Below are 24,719 nucleotides of genomic sequence, written 5' to 3' on the forward strand. Positions count from 1 at the left end.
GACCAGGGACCATGCAGGTGGATCATGCCGCTATTGCGAACGTCGCTTCTGAAGTCCGAGCCGAAGGGAGTGCTTGAATCTCTCGACGAGCTGTTCGCGCTGGCAAATGCGATGGAACGGGAAGCCGCGGATCGATACGCCGCGCTTGCCGACGATATGCAGCTTCAGGACAGGGGCGACCTGGCGGCGGTGTTTGCGCAACTCGCCGCGGCGGAGCGCGAACATGTCGATAGCGTGGCGCGATGGTCGCAATCCCGTCTTGGCAAGCCTCCCGATCCGGCGTTGGTGCGCTGGGAAGTGCCTGAAACCTTCGACAGCGATACGGCCGCGGAAATCAGGGATTCGCGGCTGATGTCACCGTATCGCGCGTTGTCCATGGCCGTCCGAAACGAGGAGCGCGCTTTCGCGTTCTGGTCTTATGTCGCGGCATACGCTGAAGATTCCGAGATCGCCAAAGCCGCCGAAGCAATGGCCCGGGAGGAACTAGGACATGTCGACACATTGCGAAAGCAGCGGCGGCGTGCGTATCACAGGGAGCATGGCGGAACACCTGCGGGCCAGCAGGGCAATCCGCCGGCGGCCCCAGTCGATGCGGCGGCGCTCGAACGTCGCCTGGCAACGCACCTCGCAGCCCTGGAAGGTCGGGTCGAAGGCGCATCCGCAAATCGCGCGCACGAGCTTCTTCAGGAAACGATGCGCATGTCGGAACAGGCTTCGGGGGTCGGACGACTGCCGCCTGATCTCGAACAGAGCGACGCCGAAACCATCGCCGAGGCGCTGGCGGACGCCTATCTCGAAGGCGCCGAGAGCGCGGATGATCCCGATCGTCTCGAGTTCCTGCAGACGCTTGCGGGACGCGCGATCGCTCGTCTCGCCTGGCTGCGGGCGTTGACTTGAGGAGACCCCGGCCCTCGACGTAAGCGTCTAGAAGCTTCCATTGCCCGAACTCGGACCGCATGACGTGAGCAGGCGACGCCTATTGGTGGGTCTTCTCGCTCGCCGAGCAGCACGAACAGCATCCCGGTTTCGCATCGGCTACGACCGCTGCGGGAACTTCGTCGTCGATGCGGCGCAGGAGATCGCCGGCGATGGTTTCCATAAGCTTCCGCTCGATGCCCCGGTCGCGCCCGCGCAATCTCTCGAAAATCCGCATCGTTCTCTCCGTTGATGGATGGCTTCAGGATTGCCAGGCGGGCCGGCGCGGTCTTTGCCCCAGATCAAACAGGCGGTCGAATGATGCCGTAACTTGTGCTCCGACAAAGAGATAACGGTTGCCCCGGTCTACGATGTCTTCAACGGATCGGGAGTGACGTCGATGGCCAGGATGCGGAGATTGAAGGCCGATCGAGGGGCGGTGCCTCTCTCATTCTGCCAGGTGTGTGCCGCGCGAACCATTGCGCAGTCGATCGTCGGATTTGTGCGGGCTGTCGTGCTCTTCGGCGCTGCGCTCGGCTACACCCCGCTGCCGTGCCGGATACGAAAGTTCTGAGGCCACGATGGTCGGTAACAACATCTCACGATGGACGATGACCTATTTTGCGATGGCGCTCGCATGGCTCTTCGTCGCGCTGGTGCTGATGATGGCTGGCGTCGGCTATCCCGCGGCTGGTATCGCCTCGTCCGACACGCTCGTTCTGGTGCACGCGGTCTGCATCGGGTGGCTGAGCCTTGCGATGTGCGGCGCGCTGTTTCAGTTCGTGCCTGTCCTTGTCGCGGCGCCTCTGTTTTCCGAGAACTGGGCCCTCCCGGCCCTGGGCCTCTTGAGTGCCGGACTGATCTCCTTGCTCGCCGGCTTTCTGTCCTTGGGTGGTCGCTTGCCGCCCGCACTTTGGCTGCTTCCGCTTGGGGCCGTCCTGCTCGTCGCCGGTTTCAGCCTGGTCGTGGTCGATCTCGGCCTGACCGCGTCGCTCCGGCCGACAGGGCCGGCCCGTTTCGTGCTGGCGGGTCTGGCTTCGCTCTGCGCGACCTTCGTGTTCGGCGCGATCTTCGCATTCGCTCTTGCGGGCTGGACGGGACCTGTCGGCGGATTCATTTTGGCGTCCGGCGTCCCGCTGCATGCCATCGCCGGTCTCGGCGGTTGGCTGACCTTGACGGCCATGGGCGTCAGCTATCGGCTGCTGGCCATGTTCATGCTGGCGCCGGACGTGGACGATCGGCAGAGCCGCATGACGCTTGCAACCGGCGCGTTCGCCGTCGGCCTGACGGTGGCGGGCGGGAGTCTCGCGATCTGGCTCGCATCCGGCTTGAACGTCGTGCTGTCGATTGCCGCTGTTTTCGGTCTTGCATCCGTAGGGCTGTACGGGCGGGACATTGCCGGCATCTTTCGCGCCCGCAAGCGGCGGCACCTCGAACTCAACATGCGGATGGCGACGCTATCGTTCGTGGGCCTCGCGGCCATGGCCGTGCTGGGAATTGCGCTCGCGGCGACAGACATGTTTGCCGCGCATGTCGGCGCCTTTGCCTTCCTCGCGGTCTTTGGCTGGTTGTCGGGGCTGGTCCTCGCCAAGCTCTACAAGATCGTCGCGTTCCTGACCTGGCTCGAGACCTATGGACCCGTCATGGGACGGACACCGACGCCTCGCGTGCAGGATCTCGTCGCGGAGGGCAGAGCGACGAAGTGGTTCGTCCTCTACTACGCCGCCGTCTGGTCCGGGACGCTGATGCTGCTGGCCGGCGAGCCGCATCTATTCCGGGCCGCCGCGGCGGCGATGACCGTGGGAGTCGTCGGGATCGTCCGCGAGGTGATCCGAATCCGGCGGCTTGCCGACGTTGCGAGCCCGCTGCGTCTTCCGGGCGGTGCGATCGCTCCGCATCTGTTGTTCGCAAGGGCCTGAACGGAAAACGAGAGGAAACAACGATGACCGAATATATCGATGTCGACGTCCGCCCGGTCCTGCGCGCAGGCGAAGAGCCGTTCTCGGTCATCATGTCCGCACTCGCGAGCCTCGCGCCGGGGCAGGGACTCCGCCTCTACGCCACCTTCAAGCCGATCCCGCTGTTCTCGGTCATGGCCAACAAGGGATTTGCACATTCCGAGCAGGAGCTCGAAGGCGGCGAGTGGGAGGTGTTGTTCACGCCGGTCGAAGCTGGGCCTGAACAGGCACCGGTCGCGGTCACCGCTTCGCCGTTCGGCAATTGGCCCGAACCGGCCGTCAAGCTCGACAGCCGGGATCTCGATCCTCCGGAGCCGATGGTCCGGATTCTGGCCGCCGCCGATCAGCTCGGCCCCGGCCAGACGTTGTCGGCGCTGCTGCGGCGGGAACCTGTCTTCCTGTTTCCGCAGCTCGAGAAGCGCGGATTTCGCTGGCTCGGCGGGTTCTTGCCGGACGGCGCGACCTATGAGCTGACGGTGAGGGCTCCGTCGTGACCGGCGAACTTGAAGGCCGCATCCGCGACGCGCTGCGCGTCGTGATCGATCCCGAACTCGGTGAGAACATCGTCGATCTCGGCTTCATCTATGACATCTCGGTCGGTGACGGCGCGGTCCACATCACCATGACCGCGACCACGCCGGGATGCCCGGCGACGTCGTTCCTGAGGGAAGGCGTGGAGAACGCTGCCGCGCGCGTTCCCGGCGTCGAGTCCGTCGAGGTGACGATGACGTTCGATCCGCTCTGGACGCCGTCCCTCATCGAGCCGGCGATCCGCGCCTCGCTCGGCTTCGCCGCGGTCAATTAGGAGGTCGCATGGCGATTGCCGTCGAGATCGATCATGCGAAGACACGGGCGAAGGCGGCGGCAGCAGCCGGTCTGCCGGTCGTTCCGCAGGCCGTCAAGGGACCGATCCGGCGGATCAAGTGGGGCATCCTGCTGCTGACGCTGTCGATCTACTACGTCACACCGTTCATCCGCTGGGACCGCGGGCCTCACGCGCCGGATCAGGCCGTCCTGCTCGACTTCGCCAATGGACGGCTCTACGCTTTCTTCGTCGAGATCTGGCCACAGGACCTCTACCTCGTCACCGGGCTTCTGATCCTCGCGTCGACCGTCCTGATTCTGACCAACGCGCTGGCCGGACGTTTGTGGTGTGGCTTTGCCTGCCCGCAGACGGTCTGGACCGATCTGTTCCTGCTTGTCGAAAGGTTGATCGAGGGTGACAGGCGCCAGCGTTTGAAGAACATTGGTGAGCCATTGACGATCAGGCGGGCAGCCGAGATCGTTGCAAAGCATGCGGCCTGGTTGCTGATCGCGCTGGCAACCGGCGGAACGCTCATCTTCTATGTCACCGACGCGCCTGATCTGCTGCGCGGCTTCGCTTCCGGCGACGTCTCGGCCAACGCGCTCACTTGGATCGTCGTCTTCACGGGTACGACCTACGGCCTGGCGGGATTTGCGCGCGAGCAGGTCTGCACGTTCATGTGCCCGTGGCCCCGCCTTCAGGGGGCGATCTGGGATCCGGAAGCCTTCACCGTCAACTACCGCGACTACCGGGGCGAGCAGCGGACATCGGCGAAGAAGGCCGCCGAGTTGCGGCTTCAGGGCCAGCCGGCGGGCGATTGCGTCGATTGTGGACAGTGCGTCACGGTCTGTCCGATCGGCATCGACATTCGGGAGGGACCGAACTTCGCCTGCATCAACTGTGGGCTCTGCATCGATGCCTGCGACAGCGTGATGTCGAAGCTCGGCCGCCCGCGTGGATTGATCGACTACGAGAGCTGGCAGAACATTGAACGAGGCCGCCGGAACCAGGCTCCCGTCAACCGCCTGTTGCGACCGAAGACCATTGGCCTGACGGTGGCATGCGTCGCTCTTGCAGGTACGATCATGGTCGCCTTCGCGACCAAGACGACCGCCACGCTCTCGGTCCAGCACGACCGTGATCCCGTCGCCGTCAGGTTGTCCGACGGATCCACGCGAAACGCCTATACCGTGAAGCTGCTCAACAAGTCGTCTACCCCGCATTCGTACACGCTGTCCGTCAGCGGCCTTGACGCGAAGATGGCTGTCGTCGGCAACGATGGCATGACGCTCATCGAGGTCGCCCCAGACGCTTCCGAGACGCTGCGGGTCACGCTGACGGCGGCGGACCCTGGGCAGGGCGATGTCGTGTTCACCGCGCGGGACGAGACCGGCACGACGGTTCTCTCGGCCAGGGACAAGTTTGTCGGACGCTAGCCGCTGGCTCGTTCCCGTTTGCGCTACAGCAATACCGAGCACGGCGCATCTGAGATAATCCCGACTAGATGCCGGCGAATGCTCGCGCTGGTGTCGGATTTGATTGGAGACTTAGCCATGCTCTGCCGGCTCCCCAGGATCATGATCGTCGCTGCCGCGCTGCTTGCCTTTCTTGGCTCCACGCCGACGACCGCTCACGATGTCGCCGTCAATCAGGCCTGGAGCCGCGCCACTCCCAAGGGAGCGATGGTTGCGGGCGGCTACCTCACCATCGAGAACCATGGTGCGCAGCCCGACCGGCTTTTGTCGGCATCGAGCCCGGCGGCAGCCAAGCTCGAGATCCACCAGGTGACCATGCAGGACGGTATCATGACGATGCGTCCGCTCGACGACGGGTTGGCGATCCCTGCGGACGCGACGGTGACGCTCGCTCCGGGCGGCGATCACATCATGTTCGTTGGATTGACCGCGCCGTTCGAGGAGGGCCAGCGCATTGCGGTCTCGCTGAATTTCGCGCACAGCGGCAAGATCGACACGATTTTTGAGGTGGGCAGCGTCGGCGCCAAGGGGCCGAGATTGCAGATCGCGTCGAACGAATCGTCGCCCGTCGCGCCTGCGGCGGCGGCAAAGGCTGCTCCCATCGATGAACCCTTCTTCACGCATATCTGCGGAACGCGGGTGATGGCCGACGTGACCGTCACGCCGGGCCGCAGTGGCCCCGTCGAGGTTCTGGTGCAGCTCGAGGACGGCGACGAGAAGCCGCTGACGGTCGACGCGCTGTCCGTGACGCTGTCCAATCCCGACAGGAATATCGCACCCGTCACCGCCGCAGCCGAACGGATCGCCGCGGACAAGTGGCGAGTCCGCATGACGGCGGCATCGCGTGGAAAGTGGTCGCTTTCACTCGGGATCGACATGAAGAAGGATGACCGGATCGATATCGCGGCTCCAATCCTCGTTGAGTGAGGGCCGCACGGAGCAGGTCTGACCGAACTCCACGCCAATTCGCCGAGGCGGATGTCATGGCTCGACATTTGTCTCGGTCGTCTCCCAAGCCAGTGCCCGTCGTCTGATCCGACAGACGCCAGTCCGTTGAGGTGAACCGCAATGTCTGCCACACTTTCCGCCGCCAAGTCCGAGGCTTCGCCTCCGTCCCTGCCGCTTCTGACCGCGCTGGTCTATCCGCAGGACAAGTATCCCGCGCAAGCTTTCGAGGCGCTCGTTGCGTCCTGTCGCAGTTGCGGATTGTCGCTTGCGGGTGTCCTGCAGCACGTGGTCGACGCGGCGCCGGAACGGCGGTGCGACGTGCTGCTGGAGGACCTGATCACGGGCCGTCGCACGACGATATTCGAGGACCGGGGCGCTGGCGCCGGGGGCTGCCGGCTCGATGAGGCGGCGCTTGCGGATGTCGCTGCTCGGATCGCAGGGAATCTCGAAAGTTCACCCGACGTGCTGGTGCTCAACAAATTCGGCAAAGCCGAGTGCGACGGGGGCGGGTTGATCGAGCTGATCGCCAACGCGATGGACCGCAACATCGCTGTAGTGATCGGCGTGCCCCAGAGCAACCTGCCGGCATGGCGAAGTTTCGCGGGAGATCTCGCCGCGGAGCTGTCTGCCGATTCGCGCGAGATCGAAAAGTGGTCGGAGGATTTGCGGCAAGTCTTGCGGCAAGTCCGGCGGACGACTTCACGATAACCGGCGGACGGGATCAGCGGAAGCGCCGCCGACGGACGGCAAATGCCTATTCCGCGCCGGCAGCTGCGCGCAGCCGAAGGGTCATCTGAATTCGGGCCTTGGTGTGCCGCTATTGTCGAGCGGCGATGACCGTGATCTCGAGTTTGACGCCCGGACCGAGATCGGCCACGCCGATCGCGGCGCGCGCCGGCAGATGAGCCTCAGCAAAATGCGCCTTCCAGGCCGCATTGAACTCTGCCTTCTCCTTGAGGCTGGTCATGTAGATGGTCACCTGCAAGACCTTGGTCAGATCGGATCCGAGGGTCTTCAGCAGCTGCGCCAACTGCCCGAGGACGTCGTTTGCCTGGCCCGACATATCGAGGCTCGTGTCCTCGGGGACGATTCCACCGATGTAAAGCACGCCATTATGCTCGACCACTTCGTGGAGCAGACCTTCGTAGGGCAAGACGCGCTTGATCATGATGAGACCGATGTTGCTGTGGGATGGGCGGCATATCGCACATTTCAATGTCGCTGTCGTTGCAGGAGATATCGCAACTATTGTTGCCGAAAGATGGTCCGCATGGCTGCTGGCGTGGCCGATTAAAGCATTGAAAACAAATGCATAAATTGATCGAGGAATCGACGGCGGTCTGTTCCCTCGAACGTTCGCCAAGCTGTCCTTGCACGCGCGCCCGGCATTTTCGCCGGCCCTGAACCCGACGACATCGAAGAGCGGATCGCTATACTGCCCACCCGACTGACACCGGTGCGGCCGCGACCGTGCCGCGACCGGAACAAGGAATGCGACGATGGACGATACGATTGGCTTCCCCGACCCCGGCCTCGACCTGTCCGACGGCTTCAAGCCGCACACCTCGCATTGGGGCGTGTTCTCGGCGCGTCAAGGCGAGGCCGGGCTCGAGGTCAGGGCGTATGCGGGCGATCCCGATCCGAACGGCATCATCGACAATTTTCCCGGCGCGCTGCGCCACCAGGCACGCATCACCCAGCCGGCGATCCGCCGCGGCTGGCTCGAGCGCGGTCCCGGTCCCGACGATCGCCGCGGCCGCGATGAATTCGTTTCCGTCAGCTGGGAGAAGGCGCTCGATCTGCTCGGCGACGAGCTGGCACGCATCCGTGACACGCGCGGCCCCGGCGCGGTGTTCGGCGGCTCCTATGGCTGGTCGAGCGCGGGCCGCTTTCACCACGCCCAAAGCCAGGTGCATCGCTTCCTCAACATCGCCTTGGGCGGCTATGTGCGCTCGGTGAACTCCTATTCCTCCGGTGCGTCCTCGGTGCTGCTGCCGCAGATCCTCTGCGGCTACGAGGACATCACCAAGCGCAACGTGACCTGGGAGCAGATCGCGGCTGATACCGACATCGTGCTGGCATTCGGCGGCATGGCGCTGAAGAACTCGATGGTCGCAGGCGGCTCGATCAGCAAGCATGTCGAGCGCGGCGCGATGCAAGCTGCGCGCCGCCGCGGCTGCGAGTTCATCCTGATGAGCCCTCTGCGCGAAGACCTGCCCGTCGAGGCCGGCGCCGAATGGATGACTTGCGTGCCCGGCACCGACACCGCGCTGATGCTCGGCATCGTTCATACGCTGGTCGCGGAAAACCTGCACGACCAGGCCTTCCTCGATCGCTACACCGAGGGATGGCCGGTCTTCCTGCGCTATCTCACCGGCGAGAGCGACAGCCAACCCAAGCACGCTGAATGGGCCGCCGCGATCTGCGGCGTCGACGCGGACACGATCCGCAAGCTGGCGCGGCGCCTCGCCGGCAAGCGTGCGCTCATTACCGTTTCTCATTCGCTCCAGCGCGCCGAGCATGGCGAGCAGCCGGTGTGGATGGGCATGGTGCTGGCGGCAGCGCTCGGCCAGATCGGCCTCTCCGGCGGCGGCTACGGCTATTCGCTTGGGGCGATCGGCTATTACGGCCGCCGGGTCAACGACGTGCCGGGGCCGACACTGGGGCAGGGCCGTAACGCCGTCCGCGATTTCATTCCGGTGGCGCGCATCGCCGACATGCTGCTCAATCCCGGCAGCACCTATCGCTACAACGGCGAGACGCGCACTTATCCGGATATCCGCCTCGTCTACTGGGCCGGCGGCAATCCCTTCCATCACCACCAGGACATCAACCGCCTGCGCAAGGCCTTTGCGAAAGTCGACACGCTGGTGGTGCACGAGCTCGCATGGACTGCCACGGCCCGGCATGCCGACATCGTGCTGCCCTCGACGATGACGCTCGAGCGCGAAGACATCGGCTATTCCAGCAACGATCCCCTGATGGTCGCGATGCACCGGATCGCCGAGCCGTTCGGCCTTGCGCGCGACGACTACGAGATCTTTGCCGATCTCGCCGACCGTCTCGGCGCGCGCGAACCCTTCACCGAGGGGCGGACGTCACGTCAGTGGCTGGAACATCTTTACGAGCCGACCCGCGCCTCGCTCGAAGCGCGCGGTTTGGAGGCGCCGAGCTTCGAGGACTTCTGGCAGCGCGGCAGCCTGGTCGTGCCGCAGCAGCCCGACGACGGCGGCCGGCTGCGCCGCTTCCGCGACGATCCCGTCAATCACGCTTTGCCGACGCCAAGCGGTCGCATCGAGATATTCTCTGCCAAGATCGCGGGCCATGGCGATACGGATTGTCCGGGCCATCCGGTCTGGCTGGAGAAGTCCGATATGCCCAAGCCGGGGGCGCCGTGCTTCCTCGTCGCCAACCAGCCGGTGACGCGTCTGCACAGCCAGCTCGATTTCGGCGGGCATTCGCTCGCCGCCAAACATCGCGGTCGCGAGGTCGCGCGCATGAACCCACGGGACGCTGACGCGCGCGGGATCAAGGACGGCGACATCATTCGGCTGTTCAACGCGCGCGGCGCCTGTCTCGCCGCGGTCCACGTCACCGACGGTATCGCGTCCGGCGTGGTCCAGCTCCCGACCGGCGCCTGGTACGACCCGATGGACCCCGAAGACGACGCGCCGCTCTGCGTGCACGGCAACCCGAACGTGCTGACCCGCGACATCGGCACCTCGTCCTTCGCGCAGGGCTGCACCGGTCAGCTCACGACGGTTGAGGTCGAGAAGTTCACCGGCAATCTGCCGCCGATCCGCGCGTTCGACCCGGTGTAGAAAAAAGGGCCGTCCTGTGTGGGTGCAGGACGGCCCCGAGTGGCTCGCAGGCCCGGGAGGATGAGGACGCGAGCGGATGCTTACGCGGCTGCGCTGATCCAGTCCCTCTCTACAGCACGACGACGCGGCGGGAGTGCTTGCACCTCGCGCCGTTCGCCCTTGCTGGCGAGGCGCCAGCGTGCCGGGGATTGATCGCTGATGCGCTTGAACACCGTCGAAAAATGCGCCTGCGTGCTGAAGCCGACGGCGAGCGCGATCTCCGCCAGCGGCCGTTCGGTGGTCGCCAGCAACGTCTTGGCCTGCTCGATCCGGTGATTGAGCAGATATTCGCGGGGCCGGTAACCGGTCGCAACGCGGAATTGCGCCGCGAAATGCATTCTGGACAGGCCGGCGATGTTGGCGAGCTCGGACAGGCTGATGCAGCGGTGGAAATGATCGGCGACATATTGCTCGACGCGCCGCAGCCGCCATTTCGGCAAGGCATTGACCCTGGCGCGCGGCAATTCCAGGCGCGCGAGATGCATCGCAAGGGTCTGGCCGATGCAGGTCGTAAACTGGTGGTCCGCGGCGTCGGCATGTTCGATCAACGCCTTCGCAAGCTCGGCTGCGAGCGGGTCGCGCAACAGGACGAGATCGTTCAGTCCTTCGGTCGCGGAAGATTGCTCCGGAAAATGATCCGCGGAGATGTGAAAGTGCAGGAAGGCGCATGGCGACTGGAATTGCGCGGCGAGGGGCTTCGACGGCGCGGTGAGATACAGCGTGCCAGCAGGCATGGTACCGTCGAAAATGACCTGGCGATCCCGGGTGAGTTTCGCGCGCGTGGTCTTCAGGGCGATGCCGACGAAATAGCGATCCTCAGGCGTCGTCGCTTCGTGCGACGAGGTGCTCCGCGCCTCTTCCCATCGCGAGATCGAGATGTCCTCGGCGGCCGCCCCCGTGCGCGGATCGATCTGACGCCATTGACGCTCCCGAATGATCGCCTGGGTTGCTTGGGGGATCTCGCAATCCCGCGAGCCGGCCGGAAAATCAATCCAGGCATCACCTGCCTGCAAATTGGTCAACATCGCTCGTCCTCTCCGGGCTTTCTCCGCTGTTTGCAACCAGCAAACGCGCAAAGCCCACGTTTTCCATGGTGAGAGGATAGGGGTGAGCTGACCTGCAAGCTCGTTAGGGGTGATTAGGATGTGTTAGTTTTTGTGGGAGCGCATCAGGTGCGACATCCCGTCTCAGGAAGCGTCGTTTTTGCACAATTTATCAGATATTTGCGCATCCCCGACCCGACTCAGGAGAGCGCAGGACATCGCGTGGAGATCAATACGGCGGTGTGAGTTCCGTGCGTTGCCCTCGCTGGACCTCGCATCGGTGCCGGGTATAGTCGCGCCGCATTTCGATGGAGCGGCCGTCAGGATGAGTCAGAAGTGACCGAGCCCTCGGCAGGACATGGCCCCCGCGGCAGCGGCGCCGCGACGATCCTGGATTTCGATGCCGTCGCGTTCGGGCCGTTCTCGCTTCGGTCGCGGCTGCTGGAGAAGGATGGCTTGCCGGTCAGGCTCGGCAGCCGCGCGATGGATATTTTGCGCCTGCTCGTCAGTCGCGCCGGCGAAGTGGTCCCGAAGGACGAAATTCTCGGCTATGCGTGGTCCGGACTCTCCGTCGAGGAGATCAGTCTGCGCGTCCATGTCGCGGAGCTGCGCAAGGTGCTCGGCGACGGAAGAGATGGTCCCCGCTACATCACCAACATCCCGGGCCGGGGCTATTGCTTTGTCGCACCCGTGCGACGTGGCGGGCGCGCGGAGGCGGCTGCGCTGGCGTCGGGTTCGCCTGAAAGGGCAGCGCCGCCACCGTCGCTGCCGCGTCGACTGGACCGGATGGTCGGGCGGGAGGACGCTGTGGCCGAGTTGGCGGCACGCTTGCTCCGCGATCGCTTCGTCACGCTGCGAGGGCCGGGCGGCATCGGCAAGACCACCGTTGCGACCGCGCTCGCGCATGAGATGTGCGATAGCTTCGACGGCAACGTCCATTTCCTCGAATTCGGCCCGCTGAAGGACGCGGCCCTGGTCGCGAGCACGGTTGCCGCCGCGTTGGGCCTCGTCGTGCACCACGATGATCCCTCGGGCAGCATCGTCAATTTCCTGCGTGGCCGGCGGCTTCTTCTCGTTCTCGACAGCTGCGAGCACGTCATCGAGGAGGTCGCACGTCTTGCGGAAAACATCTACCGGGAGGCGCCCGGCATCGTCATCCTCGCAACCAGCCGCGAGTCGCTGCTGGTGGAAGGCGAGCAGATTTTCGAGCTCGTTTCGCTCCCTGGGCCGCCGCAGGGCACCCGCCTCAGTGCCGGCGAGGTGCTGGCTTATCCTGCGGTGCGCCTGTTCGTCGATCGCGCCGTCGCCGCAGGGCATCGCGACGACATCACCGACGAGGATGCCGAGGTCCTGGCCCGGATTTGCGGCAAGCTCGATGGCATCGCGCTCGCGATCGAGCTGGCTGCCGCACGTGTCGGTCTGTATGGCCTGCGCGAGATGGCGGCGCTGCTCGACAACCGGCTGCAGCTCGAATGGCGCGGGCGGCGAACGGCGCCGCCGCGGCAGCAGACGCTCGGCGCCACGCTCGACTGGAGTTTCGGTCTGATCGGCGAGGGCGAGCGGATCGTATTTCAGCGCCTCGCCGTCTTCGCAGGTCACTTCACGTTGAAGGGCGCGATAACGGTGGCGGCCGGGGAGGAGATGCCGGAGGATCGCGTCGTCGAGGCGCTGGAGCAACTTGTGGCGAAGTCGCTGGTTTCCGCCCAGCCGGACGGCGCATCGCGACGCTATCGCCTGCTCGATGCAACGCGCGCCTATGCCCTGCAGAAACTGGCCGACAACGGACAACTGGCAGAGATCGCGCGCCGTCACGCTCTATATGTTCAATGCACGCTCGAAGCGGGCATGAGGGATAAGGAGGGCAGCGATCATGCCTCACGTTTGCAGGAGCGCACGATCCTGCTCGCCGATGCCCGCGCTGCGCTGCAATGGAGTTATGCCAACGACGACGGCGCCGGCTTGCGTGTGCCGCTCGCCGGCAGCTGCACAAGGCTGTTCGTCGAACTCAATTTGCTGAACGAGGCGCGCATCTGGTCCGGTCGGGCACTCGCAATGCTCGACGAGGCCGATCGGGGCGGCAGATGGGAGCTTGAGCTTCAGTCGACGCTCGGTCACGCCTTCATGTTCACCGAGCGCAACAGCGAGCAGGCGGAAGCGGCGCTCAGGCGCGGGCTGGAGATAGCGGAAGCGCTTCCCGATCACGCCAACACATTCAGGCTGCTGTCCCGGCTCAACATGTTCTACCGCCGGACCGGTCGCTATCGGCATCTGGTGCCGACTGCGCTTCACGCCGAGCGGATTGCCCGCGTGATCGGCGATACCGCCGGTATCGCCGGGAGCAAATCGCTGCTCGGCGTGTCATATCACCTCGCCGGAGACCAGGCCGAGGCGCAAGTCCATCTCGACCACGGCCTACGCGACGACGCTGCGCTACGCGGAACGCAACCCGGACATTTCGCCTATTCACGCACGCCGCAGATCCCGCTCGCGCGCGTGCTATGGCTGCGCGGCTTTCCCGATCGTGCGCTTGAATGCGTCCGGCCGCTGGTCGGCGCTTCAGCGCCGCACGACGTGGTCATGCATTGTATCGCACTATGCTGGTCCGCTTCGGTGTTCGGCTGGGTTGGCGACTGGCCGTCGGTCGAGGCCATGACCGATCGCCTGGCCGCGCATGCGAGCATGCACGGACTCGTGCCCTACGAAGCCGTCGCGACGGGTTTTCGGGCGCAGAGCATGATCGCTCGGGGCGAGGTCGCCGATGGCGTCGACCTGTTGCGAAGCGCGCTTCCACGCCTGCACGCCGATCGCTACGAACTCTATGCCTCGGCGTTCGCCGCGGATCTGTCTCGGGGCTTGGTCACCTTGGGACGATTGACGGAAGGCATTCGGATTCTTCACGAAACCATTGTGCGGGTCGAGCAGGAAGGCGGCGCCTTCGACATGCCCGAGCTGCTCCGTCTGCGGGGAGAGTTCGAAGTTTATGGCGGCAATCTCGACGCGGCCGAGGCCGATCTTGTCGCCTCGATCTCGCTCGCCGAACAGCAGGGCGCATTGTCCTGGCGGCTGCGAGCCGAGATGTCGCTGGCGCGGCTTCGAATCCTGCAGCGTGTGCAAAATCCTCTCGAACAGCTCGCCAAAACCTATGCCCGCTTCTCGGAAGGGTTCGAGACCGCCGATCTCAGTGCGGCACGGCGCATGCTGAACGAGCCGGCGGCCTGACCAAGTCGAAGCGAATTTTTCGCGCGTGCCGCTACTCGAAGACGGCGTCGAAAATCTCGACGTCCATCAGCACGGGCTTGGCGACCACGGTTCCGTCGGGCCGCAGCGCCTGCGCGCGTCGGAGCGTCGGCACAACAATGCCGCCGAAGCTGTCATGGGCCCAGGAGTAATGCGCGACTTTCATCCCGAACAGATCGTGATCGGCCCGCCGCTGCAACGCGTTCTCGTCGAAATAGAAGATCTGCTCGGGCGCGAGCGTGATCAGGCTCGGCGGGAACTGCGCCCGCAGGCGCCGCCATGACTCCGTGTTTTCCTGCCACGGTGGTAGTTCCTCCACCACCACGTCGGGATGGGCGAGCAGGAATGGATTGGTCAGATAATTCCAGATCGCGACGCCGCAGAAGAAGACGAGGTGCAGTTCGTCCGCGAGCGCGGGCGAACCGGCCTCGGTGAACGCAAGGCTCGGATTGCGCCAGGTCCGCAGCACCTCGCCCTCGAGGCTTTCGATCGTGATCGCGTCCGGCTGAAACGAGCCGGAGTGTTCGCCTCCGGTGATGCCGGTGAAGCGGACCGACTGGGTGCGGGTCGAGCCCTCCGCCGTCACGTCCTTGAATTCGCTGGCATGTCCGGCGCTGGAGAACAGCGTTCCGGCGACGGAGAGGTGAAGCGTGAACCGGCTCAAGCTATTCCAGCGGGCCATTCCGCCGCTGGCATCGATTACATCGTCAAGAAGCGCCATGTCCCGCCATATCCACCATGAAGTGCCACCACCATGGCGGGGCGGATGCGGCTTGGCATGTTAGAAGTTGTTAGGAGTTGCGAGCGGATATTCTTGCCGTATCCCGTTGAAGATACTCTCAATTCAGCGCCGCAAGAAGCTCCCTGGCGGCGACGAGATCACGGGTCTGGAGGCCTTCCTGATACCGCGCGACGAGCGGGGCGAGCAGGGCGCGTGCGTCTCCGGCTCTTCCGGCCCGGCGCCAGACCCGGCCGAGACTGATGGCCCCCCGGAGCTCCCAGCCGAGCGCGCATTGGCGGCGTGACAGATCGAGCGATTCCCGGAAGCAGCTTTCGGCCTCCGCGGCATTGCCCGACCGGGCGAGGATGTCGCCCTTGACCCTGAGCATCTCGGGCATGTCGAAGGATTCGCCATGATCGGGGATCTCTGCGATGGCATCGTTGATCGTCTGCAAGGCTTCGTCGGCCTGGTTCTGCGCCGCGAGACCCTCCGCGAGCGCGGTCGCAAACACCGTCGTCATGATCCGGTGTCGCGTCGCGTACAGCGTGGCCTGGCTACGACGGAGGTGCTCGATGCCGGCGGCGATGTCGCCGCGGCGAAGCAGCAGCTCTCCCTTCTGGCCGATGCCGACCGCATGATAGGGTCCGAGGAAGTGCCGCGCGGAATGGTCGATCAGCCGCTCGATCAGGATTTCCGCATTGGCCCAGTCGCCGACCCACAGGAACACGTAGATGGTCCAGATCAGGGAAATACCGAGAGTGAGCGGCTGTTCGAGCAGCTCGGCCTCGCGAACGGTGTATCGGGACGCCTCGATCGCACGATCGGGCCGGCCGGTGAGCCAAAGCCCGCGTGCCAGCGCCACCAGTGCGACGATGCGGTCGTCATAGCCGAGATGCCCGATATTCAGCCGCTGCGAGCCGGGATTATGCACCATCGCGCTCTCGCAGAACTGCACCGCCTTGTCCTGATTGCCGATCAAATGATGGGCGACACCAAGCATCCATTCGACGTTCAGCGTGCTGGCGGGATCGTTCAGTTTCCGTGCGACGCTCTCGCCCTGTTCGCCGGTTCCGAGGGCTCCGTGAAAATCTCCGACCCTGGTGAGGTAGATGTGTAATCCGCGCAGCAGCCAGAGCTGCCAGTGCAAATCCTGGAGCTCCCGGGCGAGCTGGAGACTGCGCGTGAATGCCGAGCGGACCGCTTCGGTATTGCCCTGCGTGAACATCGCGGACACGCCGAGCGCGGCCTGCAAAATCATTTCATGGCGGCCATCCACCGCGCTCGCGTCGGGGGACGCCAGCGCCTGCTGGGTCCAGCGGTAGCATTCCGTCAGCAATGTCAGCTCGAGGAAGAACTGGGCCGCCGATGCCGCCAGATCCACGCCGATCGTCCGGTCACCGCCGTCCGAAAAGCTCCAGCTCAGCGCGGCCCGGACATTGGGCAGGTGATCGGCATAGGGAAGAAAGCCGCCGGCCGTCTGCATGCCCGTGGATTTGACGGCGATGTCGCGCAGGAAGTCGCGGAAATATTCGGCGTGGGCGCGCGCGGCGCGGTCAGCTTCGCCGTTCTCGACGAGCTTGTCCGCGACGAAGGCACGCGTCGTATCCAGCAGGCGATAGCGCAGCCGCCGCTCCGCAGGGGAAGTCGCGATCAGCGATTTGGAGAGCAGATTCGAAATCGCCTCGACGGCTTCCGGCTCGCCGATGCCCTGACAGGAGGCGACCGCAAGCGCGGCTTCCAGGGTGAACGGCCCGACGAACACCGACAATCCGCGTAGCGTTGCGCTTTCGGCTGCCGGCAGCAAATCGTAGCTCCAGGCCAGCGCCGCGCTGAGGGTCTGGTGCCGTGGGACAGCGGTGCGCCGCCCGCGCCACAGCAGCGAGAAGCGGCTGTCGAGCAGCGAGGCGGTCCCGGCAATGCCGTAGGCGTTGACACGCCCGGCCGCGAGCTCGATCGCGAGCGCGATGCCGTCCAGCCGCCGGCAGATCTCGGCGACGAGCGGCGCATCCTCCTCGCTGAGCTCGAATTCGCTTAGGCTCTCTGCAATGCGTTCCACGAAGAGCTGGCTTGCGGGATAGGCAAGGATGTCGGCGATACTGAGCCCCTCGCGCTCTGGCGGGCAATCCAGCGGAAACAGCCGATGAACGCGCTCACCCTCGGCACGGAAGGATTCGCGGCTGGTGGCGAGAATGTGCAGCTCGCCCGCTTCCCGGACGATGCGCTCGGCCAGCGGGGCGAGATCGTCGAGGATGTGCTCGCAACTGTCGAACACCAGCAGCATCCGCCGGCTGCGCAGGAACGTCAGCAACCCGGGCATCGGGTCGTCGGAATTGACGGTCAGGCCCAGCGCAGCCGCAATCGTTCCCGGAACGAGCCGGGCCTCCCTCAGTGCGCCGAAATCGACAAAACACACCTGGCCGTCGAAGCCCTGGAGCTCGCCATGCGCCACGGCCAGTGCGACCGAGGTCTTGCCGATCCCGCCGGGGCCGACGATCGTGACGAAGCGATGCTGCGCAAGCTCGGCGGAAATTCTCTCGACCGCATCGTCCCGCCCGATCATTTTCGCGAGTGGCGAGGGCAGCGAGCGGGGCGAAGCCGCGGGCAGGCTGGCTTGGTTCTCCGAAGGGGCAGCCCGGAGCAGCGGGGCCGTGAAGCAATAACCCCGTCCGGGGACGTTGACGACGTAGCGGGAGCCTTCGCCCGGATCGCCCAGAGCCTTGCGCAGCGTCGTGATGTGAAAGCGGAGGCTGCCTTCGTCCACATTCACGTCGGCCCAGATCCTCCGGATCAGCTCACGCTTGTCCACGACCTCGCCGGCGCGTTCGGCAAGAAAAACGAGGATGTCGAGCGCACGGCCGCCGAGGTGAACCGGGGCGCCGTCCTTCTCGAGCAGCCGCGTCTTTGCGAACAGCCGGAACGGCCCGAAAGCAATGGCCGAATCCTGGTCGTTAGTGTCCGGCACGGGCCAATGATTCCAGTGAAAGGGCTGAACTCTGCACTCTGGTCTAGCAGAAGGGCACTCTGAGTAAACTGGTTGAAAGTGGCGAAATCGCGTGGCGGCGCCGGCAATTGGCCGGTTGCGCGCGACGGTCCGTCGCAAATTTTGCTCAAACGCGAGCATCTTGCGAAGCGATCGGGACAACCCGGCAGCGTGCTCGACCGCCGAGCTGACGGTTCGGAGTCCGGTCGTCGCACCGCCATCATAACAAAAACTTGCAACGTCTAACGAGCAATGCACGCGAACTGCATCCAGTATCCGCTTCGAGTTTGGCGCCAATTCCAACGGGGAGGCTACGATGTCCGGTATCAATGCTCGGCCGAACGACGATGTCGTTCAATCTCAATTTGTGGCCAGTCTTGACGATCAGTCGCGTGATTGGGAACTGGTGCTGCGGGAATCCCACCATCGGATGAAGAACACGCTGACGATACTGGGTGCGTCAGTCCGCCGCGATTTCACCCGGTCAGGCACCCGGGATGTGTCGCTTGCCGCGGACCGGCTCGAGCGGCGCATCGTCGCCTTCGGCAGGCTCTATCAACTCTTGTCCGACAATGGTGAGCATACGGCGATCCCGGTCGCGGCCTTCTTCGAAAACCTGTGCGGAGCGATTTCCGAGGCCGTGCTGGAGCCGGCGGGCATCCGCTGCGAGGCCGCTATTGAAGGCGGCACGCTGCCGTCATCGCAATGCCATCGGCTCGCGCTGATGCTGACGGAGCTGGCCACGAATGCGGCCAAGCATGCCTTCCCGAACAGGAATGATGCACTGATCCGCATCGACATGGTCATCCGCGACGGAGCCTGGTTCTGCACGGTGGCCGACAACGGGATCGGCGCGACCGCGCCGCTTCAGGGCACCGGCAGCCGGATTCTCGAAGGACTCGCGCGCAGCATTCGCGCCCGGCTGCACGGCGAGGCGGGAGAGGGCGGCACACGCGTAACTATCGTGATGCCGATCGCAGCTGCTTGAAGCTCGTCTTAGATCCAACCCAGGGAGTTCGACATGGCCACTACCGAAATCGACCGCGACGCCGCGGCCAAGCCTGCCATCAAGTCTGCGAACAAGCCTTCGACATCGCGTGGCGTTGATCAGAGGCTCGAGGTGATCGTGATCCCCGTGTCAGATGTCGATCGCGCCAAGGCCTTCTACGCGCGTCTCGGTTGGCGACTGGACGCCGATTTTGCCTCCGGCGATGATTGGCGCGTGATCCAGTTCACGCCGCCGGGCTCGGCCTGCTCGGTGATCTTCGGCAGGAACGTGACGGTGGCCGCACCCGGCTCGGTGCGAGGCCTGTACCTGATCGTCTCCGATCTGGAGGCGGCGCGAAAGGATCTCCTCGATCGCGGCATCGAGGTCAGCGCTCCGTTCCACGGTGCCGGCGATGTTCACGCCGGAACCGACGAGCCGTATCTGTCCGGCAGCCTTCGGGTCAACGGTGCTGACCCGAAGCGCGGCAGCTACAGCTCGTTTGCCTCGTTCAGCGATCCCGACGGCAATGGCTGGCTGTTCCAGGAGGTCACCACGCGACTGCCGGGACGGATCGCGGGCGACGGCACGACATTCGCTTCGCAGGCTGCACTGGCGGCGGCATTGCGTCGCGCGGCGGCAGCGCATGGCGAGCACGAAAAGCGGACCGGCGGGCACGACGAGAACTGGGCCGATTGGTACGCCGATCATATCGTCCGCGAGCAGGCGGGCCAGCCGCTGCCATCCTGAGTTGGACAGCACGGATTCTTCGACTGATCCAAGCCGGCACGGCGCGTGATGACTGAGCTCATCGCGCGCCGTATTGTTTTGGCGGCTGCATCGCGGGTTACTGGTCGCTCTCCTCGGTGTCGCGCGGCTCGCAACGGCTAACGCGGTCTAACAACCCATAACGAGCAAATTGTCAGGGCCTGCGCCAATCTCTCTGCATGACGAACCGACGCGTTGATTTCGAATTCGGTCAGCGTCACCGACCAAAGTCAGGGAGATCGAACATGACTACGCAAGCACGCACCGACATTCTCAATCCAGATCGCCGTCAACTGTTGAGCCAGGCCGCGATGACCGCGGTCGCCGCCAGCGTATCGAGCCTGCTGCCGCTACATTCCGCGAAGGCCGGCGTGAGCGGGGCGATTCGTCCGTTCCACGTCAGCGTGCCCGAGGAGGATCTGCTTGATCTCCGCCGCCGTCTCGCGGCGACGCGCTGGCCGGATCGTGAGATCGTTGCCGATCAATCGCAGGGCGTGCAGCTGACGACGCTGCAGCAGCTCGTTAGCTACTGGCAGAACGACTATGACTGGCGCAAGATGGAGGCGCGGCTGAATGCCTTGCCGCAATTCGTCACCGAGATCGACGGCGTCGACATCCACTTCATTCACGTCCGCTCCAGGCACGAGAATGCCTTGCCGATGATCGTCACGCACGGCTGGCCCGGTTCGATCATCGAGCAGATGAAGATCGTCGGCCCGCTCACCGACCCCGCCGCACATGACGCGAAGGCGGCGGATGCCTTCGATCTCGTGATCCCCTCGCTCCCCGGCTACGGCTTCTCCGGCAAGCCGACGGAATTGGGCTGGGACCCCCAGCGCGTCGCGCGTGCCTGGATCGTGCTGATGAAACGTCTTGGCTATAGCCGCTACGTCGCGCAAGGCGGCGATTGGGGCAATGCCGTGACGGAGCAGATGGCGGTGATCGCGCCGCCGGAACTGCTCGGCATCCACACCAACATGCCCGCCACCGTTCCGGATGACATCGCCAAGGCGCTTCAGCCCGGTGGGTCGCGGCCGTCGAACCTTTCGGCCGACGAGCGCTCTGCCTACGATCAGCTCGACGATTTCTACAAGCACGGTCTCGGCTACGCGATCGAGATGTCGAACCGGCCGCAGACGCTCTATGGCCTCGTGGATTCGCCGGCGGGCCTTGCGTCCTGGATGCTCGACCATGATGCGCGCAGTACAGCGATGATCGCGCGGGTGTTCGACGGCAAGACGGAAGGGCTGTCGCGGGACGACGTGATCGACAACATCACGCTCTACTGGCTCACCAACACCGCGGTGTCGTCGGCGCGGCTGTACTGGGAGAACAAGCTGGTGTTCTTCGAGCCCAAGCACATCAAGATCCCGGTCGCCGTCAGCGTCTTCCCGGATGAGATCTACGCCGCGCCGCGCAGCTGGACCGAGAAAGCCTATCCGAAGCTGATGCACTACAACCGCCTCGACAAGGGCGGCCATTTCGCGGCCTGGGAGCAGCCCGCGTCGTTCTGCGCGGAAATGCGCACCGCGTTCCGACCGCTGCGTCAGTCGATCTGAGACCCGCAGGAACGCGCGCTTCCGCGCGTTCCCCTCTTCCCCCACAGACCAGGAATCCAATCATGAACCGTCCCGAACGCACTTTCACGACCGACGAGATCCGCCTCGAGCGCCGCCTGCCGTCGTACTGGCGCGTCACCTTCGACATGCCCCCGGTCAACATCTTCGGCCCCAAGCAGCTTCCGCTTCTCGACGACGTCGTCACGGCGATCGAAACCGATCCGCAGGTGAAGGTCGTGGTGTTCGACAGTGCCGTCGAAGGCTTCTTCATCACGCATTACGACTTCCTCGCGCCGCTGGAGGATTCGCTTCGTATCCCGCCCGGGCCGACCGGCCTTCAGGCGCTGCCCGACATGCTGGTGCGTCTCAGCCGCGCGCCGGTCGTGTCCATCGCCTCGATCAGGGGCCGCGCGACCGGCGTCGGCAGCGAGCTGGCGCTCGCGAGCGACATGCGCTTTGCCAGCCGCGAAAAGGCGATCCTGTCGCAATGGGAAGTCGGTGCGGGCCTGGTGCCCGGCGGCGGGCCGATGGCGCGGTTGCCGCGCCTGATGGGACGCGGCCGCGCGCTCGAAGTTCTGCTCGGCGCCGACGACATCCACGGCGATCTCGCCGAACGTTACGGCTATGTGAACCGGTCGTTGCCGGATGCCGAGCTCGACGGCTTCGTCGAGGCGCTGGCCATGCGCATCGCGTCCTTCGACAAGGAGGCGATTGCCGAGACCAAGCGCCTCGTCGACGTCGCGAGCCTGCCGCCGGATGTCGAGATCAAGCCGGAATGGGACGCGTTCCTGGCCTCGCTCAGCCGCCCCGCGAGCCAGAGCCGCATCAAGGCGTTGATGTCGCGTGGCTTCCACCGCGCCGGTGACGTCGAGAACCGGCTGGGCTTCCACGTCGGACAGATCGGCAGCTAAAGCGTTTTCGAGCGAAGTGGATACCGGTTCGCGTGAAGAAAACGCGTCAAAGCAGGAATCAAGTCCCGTTCCGATTTTATCGGAACGGGACTTGACGGAACCGCTGCGGCGCTCGGCCGGTTGGAATGGCGACGGGCGGTCGTGCCAATGTCGCTTTCGTCCGGTACCGAGCGCCGGTGCTAAGAAATCAACAAGGAGAATTGAGATGATCCGCAAGGCAACAGCAGTCTGGAAGGGTACCGGCCGCGATGGCACTGGCCAGCTATCGAGTGAATCCGGCGTGCTCGCCCAGACCCCCTATTCGTTCAAGACCCGCTTCGAGAACGAGAAGGGCACCAATCCCGAGGAGTTGATCGCGGCGGCCCATGCCGGCTGTTTTACCATGGCGCTGGCCTTCGGCCTGCAGCTCGCCGGCTTCACGCCGGACGAGCTGTCGACGGAAGCAGCGGTCAGCCTCGAGCCCGAAGGCAAGGGCTTCAAGATCAGCAAATCGGCACTGACGTTGCGTGCCAAGGTGCCGAACCTCGACGACGCAGGTTTCGCCAAGATCGCCGGCGAGGCCGAGAAGAACTGTCCGGTGTCGAAAGTGCTCAACGCCGAGATCACGCTCGACGCCAAACTGATCTAGCTCAGCACACACCAGGACTGCCGTCATGCCCCGCCAACATCAGCCGGATGAAGACAGGTTCCGGGCGATTTTGCCCGAGGACGTCGCGTGGCAGCCGTTTCCCGCATTCCCGCCGGGCGCACGGCTGGCCGTGATGGTCGGCCACCCCAGCGAACCCGGGCCTTACGTGGTCCGGGTGAAGGTGCCCGGCGGCACCAGGCTGATGCCGCACAAGCATCCGGAGGACCGCATCTACACGGTCATGTCGGGCGTGTTCTACATCGGGCTCGGCGAGAGTTTTGACGGCGACAAGGTCGAGGCCTATCCGCCGGGCAGCGTTATCGTGCTGCCCGGCGAGACCTGGCATTTTCACTGGGCGAAGTCCGGTGAATACGTCACGCAGGTTTCCGCCATCGGCCCTTTGGGCCTAGAATATCACAACGACCATGATGACCCGCGCCTTTATGCAACGACGCAATGAGGCCTCACGCATCTCGACGGAACGAATGGAGCATCGAATGACGACGGAACGCGCAGTTTTGGCCGGAGGGTGTTTCTGGGGCATGGAGGATCTCATGCGCAAGCAGCCCGGCGTGGTCTCGACCCGTGTCGGCTACACCGGCGGCGCGGTGAAGAATGCCACCTATCGCAACCATGAAGGCCACGCCGAAGCGATCGAAATCATCTTCGATCCGGCGAAGACCAGTTTCCGGACGATGCTGGAGTTCCTGTTCCAGATCCACGATCCCACCACGCTCAATCGCCAGGGCAACGACCGGGGCACCAGCTATCGCTCCGCGATTTTCTACACGACCGACGAGCAGAAGCGGATTGCCGAAGACACCATCGCCGACGTCGAGGCGTCGGGCTTGTGGCCCGGTAAGGTGGTGACCGAAGTGACGCCCGCCGGCGAGTTCTGGGAAGCCGAGCCGGAGCATCAGGATTATCTCGAACGTTATCCTGACGGCTACACCTGCCACTTCATCCGGCCCGACTGGAAGCTGCCGCGGCGCGGGGCTGCAGCGGCAGGCTAGGCTGCAGCCTCGCAGAGGCGGATTGAGGCATAGGGCATACTGCCGCCGGGCGTGCAGTTGCCAGCGAGGCCCGTCAGGTCATCGATCAATTTATGATGCTGTCATCGTCGGTGCCGACGGTGCGCGGAAGCACTTGTGCTCGGTTTGAAGACGTTCGCCTGCTTTTCACGGAAGCGCGGGAGCGCAAATGTGTGACCTATCCCCTTCGCGTGCCGGCGGCAGTTCTCCAGTCTCGAGAATGCGTCGCCGCTCGGCGCATCTCCCGTCATCCGCAGATCACGTTGACCGCCTTCCGGGCAATTTCCCTCAGTTCGGCGCGGGAGGCGCCGGCACGGGCGCGGATCGCGATGGTGTGCATCGTAGCCGACGCCAGGATCGCAAGCGTCGCGGGATCGGCGTCGCGCTTCAACTCGCCCTGGTCCTGAGCGAGGCGGAATCGTGCCTCGAAATCGGCGTCGATCGCGCGAAGTCCCGTCGCGACACTTTTTCGGATCGCCGCGTCTTCCGCGACCTCCGTGACTGCGGTCCCGACTACAAAGCAGCCGCGCGCGTGTCCCTTGCCCGAAAAATAGATCGACAACGCTGCGTCATAGGCGAGCATCAACGCCTCGGCCAGGGGATGGTCCCCCGCGAGCGCATCACGCGTGGCGGTCAGGCTGATCTCCCAATAACGCGCGAGCGCCTCGAGATAGAGCGCGTGCTTGTTGCCGAAGACCGCATAGAGGCTCGGGGGGCTCATCCCGGTGGCTGCCGCCACCTTGTCGAGAGATGTTCCGGAGTAGCCGGTCTTCCAAAAGGTCTCGGTGGCTCGTTTGAGGGCCGTCGGCGCGTCGTAGGCGGGCGGCCGTCCCCGGCGTGCTGAGCTCGTTTCGCTGCTCTTTCTCGTCATATCGTCAAAACCTCGGCTGCCATG

22 protein-coding genes are annotated in these 24,719 nt (G+C 64.7%); 16 read left to right on the forward strand and 6 right to left on the reverse strand.

The features are described from left to right. Nucleotides 1-24: 24 nt before the first annotated feature. Complete coding sequence (locus tag JQ591_RS18975; RefSeq protein ID WP_211397575.1) at nucleotides 25-897, forward strand: ferritin-like domain-containing protein; 873 nt, start codon at nucleotides 25-27, stop codon at nucleotides 895-897. 79 nt (nucleotides 898-976) lie between these two features. Here the strand turns inward: JQ591_RS18975 and JQ591_RS18980 are convergent, their stop codons facing one another. Next, on the reverse strand, nucleotides 977-1,153 hold the full coding sequence (locus JQ591_RS18980) for a hypothetical protein (protein ID WP_211397524.1): 177 nt from the start codon (nucleotides 1,151-1,153) through the stop codon (nucleotides 977-979). Nucleotides 1,154-1,526: 373 nt separating this feature from the next. Between JQ591_RS18980 and JQ591_RS18985 the strand changes: the two genes are divergently transcribed. The 6 genes from JQ591_RS18985 to JQ591_RS19010 all read left to right on the forward strand — a co-directional run bounded on the left by JQ591_RS18985 (nucleotide 1,527) and on the right by JQ591_RS19010 (nucleotide 6,809). Beyond that, nucleotides 1,527-2,834 carry a hypothetical protein gene (locus JQ591_RS18985; RefSeq protein ID WP_249137248.1) on the forward strand — a complete coding sequence of 436 codons (1,308 nt, stop codon included), beginning with the start codon at nucleotides 1,527-1,529 and terminating at the stop codon, nucleotides 2,832-2,834. A 23-nt stretch (nucleotides 2,835-2,857) separates the two neighbouring features. Continuing rightward, complete coding sequence (locus tag JQ591_RS18990) at nucleotides 2,858-3,367, forward strand: DUF2249 domain-containing protein (protein WP_211397526.1); 510 nt, start codon at nucleotides 2,858-2,860, stop codon at nucleotides 3,365-3,367. Continuing rightward, complete coding sequence (locus JQ591_RS18995) at nucleotides 3,364-3,678, forward strand: metal-sulfur cluster assembly factor (protein ID WP_211397527.1); 315 nt, start codon at nucleotides 3,364-3,366, stop codon at nucleotides 3,676-3,678. Before JQ591_RS18990 ends, JQ591_RS18995 begins: the two co-directional genes overlap by 4 nt. Nucleotides 3,679-3,686: 8 nt before the next feature. Next, nucleotides 3,687-5,114: a cytochrome c oxidase accessory protein CcoG gene (gene ccoG, locus JQ591_RS19000; protein ID WP_211397528.1), complete on the forward strand. Its 1,428-nt coding sequence runs from the start codon at nucleotides 3,687-3,689 to the stop codon at nucleotides 5,112-5,114. Between the two features lie 78 nt (nucleotides 5,115-5,192). Next, nucleotides 5,193-6,080, forward strand: a complete 888-nt coding sequence (locus JQ591_RS19005; protein ID WP_211397529.1) for a copper chaperone PCu(A)C — start codon at nucleotides 5,193-5,195, stop codon at nucleotides 6,078-6,080. 141 nt (nucleotides 6,081-6,221) lie between these two features. After that, nucleotides 6,222-6,809: a DUF2478 domain-containing protein gene (locus tag JQ591_RS19010; RefSeq protein WP_211397530.1), complete on the forward strand. Its 588-nt coding sequence runs from the start codon at nucleotides 6,222-6,224 to the stop codon at nucleotides 6,807-6,809. A gap of 109 nt (nucleotides 6,810-6,918) precedes the next feature. Here JQ591_RS19010 and JQ591_RS19015 read toward each other — a convergent pair whose 3' ends face one another. Continuing rightward, nucleotides 6,919-7,269: a RidA family protein gene (locus JQ591_RS19015; protein WP_211397531.1), complete on the reverse strand. Its 351-nt coding sequence runs from the start codon at nucleotides 7,267-7,269 to the stop codon at nucleotides 6,919-6,921. 331 nt (nucleotides 7,270-7,600) lie between these two features. On the opposite strand from JQ591_RS19015, the gene JQ591_RS19020 reads away from it, so the two are divergent. Then, complete coding sequence (locus JQ591_RS19020) at nucleotides 7,601-9,922, forward strand: molybdopterin guanine dinucleotide-containing S/N-oxide reductase (protein ID WP_211397532.1); 2,322 nt, start codon at nucleotides 7,601-7,603, stop codon at nucleotides 9,920-9,922. 80 nt (nucleotides 9,923-10,002) lie between these two features. Here JQ591_RS19020 and JQ591_RS19025 read toward each other — a convergent pair whose 3' ends face one another. Continuing rightward, nucleotides 10,003-10,986 carry a helix-turn-helix domain-containing protein gene (locus JQ591_RS19025; RefSeq protein WP_211397533.1) on the reverse strand — a complete coding sequence of 328 codons (984 nt, stop codon included), beginning with the start codon at nucleotides 10,984-10,986 and terminating at the stop codon, nucleotides 10,003-10,005. Nucleotides 10,987-11,340: 354 nt separating this feature from the next. Between JQ591_RS19025 and JQ591_RS19030 the strand changes: the two genes are divergently transcribed. Next, the gene (locus JQ591_RS19030; RefSeq protein ID WP_211397534.1) at nucleotides 11,341-14,223 is read left to right on the forward strand and encodes an ATP-binding protein; all 2,883 of its coding nucleotides are present in this window, start codon (nucleotides 11,341-11,343) and stop codon (nucleotides 14,221-14,223) included. Between the two features lie 31 nt (nucleotides 14,224-14,254). Here JQ591_RS19030 and JQ591_RS19035 read toward each other — a convergent pair whose 3' ends face one another. Together JQ591_RS19035 and JQ591_RS19040 are read right to left on the reverse strand one after the other, a co-directional pair. Beyond that, a complete protein-coding gene (locus tag JQ591_RS19035; protein WP_211397535.1) occupies nucleotides 14,255-14,962 on the reverse strand; it encodes a hypothetical protein in 708 nt (235 codons plus the stop codon). A 118-nt stretch (nucleotides 14,963-15,080) separates the two neighbouring features. After that, nucleotides 15,081-17,924 carry an ATP-binding protein gene (locus JQ591_RS19040; RefSeq protein WP_211397536.1) on the reverse strand — a complete coding sequence of 948 codons (2,844 nt, stop codon included), beginning with the start codon at nucleotides 17,922-17,924 and terminating at the stop codon, nucleotides 15,081-15,083. Nucleotides 17,925-18,258: 334 nt separating this feature from the next. Between JQ591_RS19040 and JQ591_RS19045 the strand changes: the two genes are divergently transcribed. The 7 genes from JQ591_RS19045 (at nucleotide 18,259) to msrA (ending at nucleotide 23,806) form a co-directional block, all read left to right on the forward strand. Next, a complete protein-coding gene (locus JQ591_RS19045) occupies nucleotides 18,259-18,930 on the forward strand; it encodes a sensor histidine kinase (RefSeq protein ID WP_211397537.1) in 672 nt (223 codons plus the stop codon). Nucleotides 18,931-18,963: 33 nt separating this feature from the next. Beyond that, nucleotides 18,964-19,677 (forward strand): VOC family protein, encoded by a 714-nt coding sequence (locus tag JQ591_RS19050; RefSeq protein ID WP_211397538.1) that lies wholly within the window; start codon nucleotides 18,964-18,966, stop codon nucleotides 19,675-19,677. A 263-nt stretch (nucleotides 19,678-19,940) separates the two neighbouring features. After that, complete coding sequence (locus tag JQ591_RS19055; RefSeq protein ID WP_211397539.1) at nucleotides 19,941-21,254, forward strand: epoxide hydrolase family protein; 1,314 nt, start codon at nucleotides 19,941-19,943, stop codon at nucleotides 21,252-21,254. Nucleotides 21,255-21,316: 62 nt separating this feature from the next. Continuing rightward, nucleotides 21,317-22,165, forward strand: a complete 849-nt coding sequence (locus JQ591_RS19060; protein WP_211397540.1) for an enoyl-CoA hydratase/isomerase family protein — start codon at nucleotides 21,317-21,319, stop codon at nucleotides 22,163-22,165. 205 nt (nucleotides 22,166-22,370) lie between these two features. Further along, nucleotides 22,371-22,793, forward strand: a complete 423-nt coding sequence (locus JQ591_RS19065; protein WP_211397541.1) for an OsmC family protein — start codon at nucleotides 22,371-22,373, stop codon at nucleotides 22,791-22,793. Nucleotides 22,794-22,818: 25 nt separating this feature from the next. Then, nucleotides 22,819-23,253, forward strand: a complete 435-nt coding sequence (locus tag JQ591_RS19070; RefSeq protein WP_211397542.1) for a cupin domain-containing protein — start codon at nucleotides 22,819-22,821, stop codon at nucleotides 23,251-23,253. Between the two features lie 37 nt (nucleotides 23,254-23,290). Further along, a complete protein-coding gene (gene msrA / locus JQ591_RS19075) occupies nucleotides 23,291-23,806 on the forward strand; it encodes a peptide-methionine (S)-S-oxide reductase MsrA (protein ID WP_211397543.1) in 516 nt (171 codons plus the stop codon). Nucleotides 23,807-24,071: 265 nt separating this feature from the next. On the opposite strand, the gene JQ591_RS19080 is transcribed toward msrA, so the two are convergent. Next, a complete protein-coding gene (locus tag JQ591_RS19080; RefSeq protein ID WP_211397544.1) occupies nucleotides 24,072-24,695 on the reverse strand; it encodes a TetR/AcrR family transcriptional regulator in 624 nt (207 codons plus the stop codon). Nucleotides 24,696-24,719: the final 24 nt, after the last annotated feature.

The sequence above is a fragment of the Bradyrhizobium canariense genome, assembly GCF_018130465.1.
Lineage (GTDB): Bacteria > Pseudomonadota > Alphaproteobacteria > Rhizobiales > Xanthobacteraceae > Bradyrhizobium > Bradyrhizobium canariense_C.

Coding starts and splice junctions, on each gene's coding strand:
- JQ591_RS18975 (WP_211397575.1), top strand. CDS start 25: ATGCCGCTATTGCGAACGTCGCTTCTGAAGTCCGAGCCGAAGGGAGTG.
- JQ591_RS18980 (WP_211397524.1), bottom strand. CDS start 1,153: ATGCGGATTTTCGAGAGATTGCGCGGGCGCGACCGGGGCATCGAGCGG.
- JQ591_RS18985 (WP_249137248.1), top strand. CDS start 1,527: ATGACCTATTTTGCGATGGCGCTCGCATGGCTCTTCGTCGCGCTGGTG.
- JQ591_RS18990 (WP_211397526.1), top strand. CDS start 2,858: ATGACCGAATATATCGATGTCGACGTCCGCCCGGTCCTGCGCGCAGGC.
- ccoG (WP_211397528.1), top strand. CDS start 3,687: ATGGCGATTGCCGTCGAGATCGATCATGCGAAGACACGGGCGAAGGCG.
- JQ591_RS19005 (WP_211397529.1), top strand. CDS start 5,193: ATGCTCGCGCTGGTGTCGGATTTGATTGGAGACTTAGCCATGCTCTGC.
- JQ591_RS19010 (WP_211397530.1), top strand. CDS start 6,222: ATGTCTGCCACACTTTCCGCCGCCAAGTCCGAGGCTTCGCCTCCGTCC.
- JQ591_RS19015 (WP_211397531.1), bottom strand. CDS start 7,269: ATGATCAAGCGCGTCTTGCCCTACGAAGGTCTGCTCCACGAAGTGGTC.
- JQ591_RS19020 (WP_211397532.1), top strand. CDS start 7,601: ATGGACGATACGATTGGCTTCCCCGACCCCGGCCTCGACCTGTCCGAC.
- JQ591_RS19025 (WP_211397533.1), bottom strand. CDS start 10,986: ATGTTGACCAATTTGCAGGCAGGTGATGCCTGGATTGATTTTCCGGCC.
- JQ591_RS19035 (WP_211397535.1), bottom strand. CDS start 14,962: ATGGCGCTTCTTGACGATGTAATCGATGCCAGCGGCGGAATGGCCCGC.
- JQ591_RS19045 (WP_211397537.1), top strand. CDS start 18,259: ATGTCCGGTATCAATGCTCGGCCGAACGACGATGTCGTTCAATCTCAA.
- JQ591_RS19050 (WP_211397538.1), top strand. CDS start 18,964: ATGGCCACTACCGAAATCGACCGCGACGCCGCGGCCAAGCCTGCCATC.
- JQ591_RS19055 (WP_211397539.1), top strand. CDS start 19,941: ATGACTACGCAAGCACGCACCGACATTCTCAATCCAGATCGCCGTCAA.
- JQ591_RS19060 (WP_211397540.1), top strand. CDS start 21,317: ATGAACCGTCCCGAACGCACTTTCACGACCGACGAGATCCGCCTCGAG.
- JQ591_RS19065 (WP_211397541.1), top strand. CDS start 22,371: ATGATCCGCAAGGCAACAGCAGTCTGGAAGGGTACCGGCCGCGATGGC.
- JQ591_RS19070 (WP_211397542.1), top strand. CDS start 22,819: ATGCCCCGCCAACATCAGCCGGATGAAGACAGGTTCCGGGCGATTTTG.
- msrA (WP_211397543.1), top strand. CDS start 23,291: ATGACGACGGAACGCGCAGTTTTGGCCGGAGGGTGTTTCTGGGGCATG.
- JQ591_RS19080 (WP_211397544.1), bottom strand. CDS start 24,695: ATGACGAGAAAGAGCAGCGAAACGAGCTCAGCACGCCGGGGACGGCCG.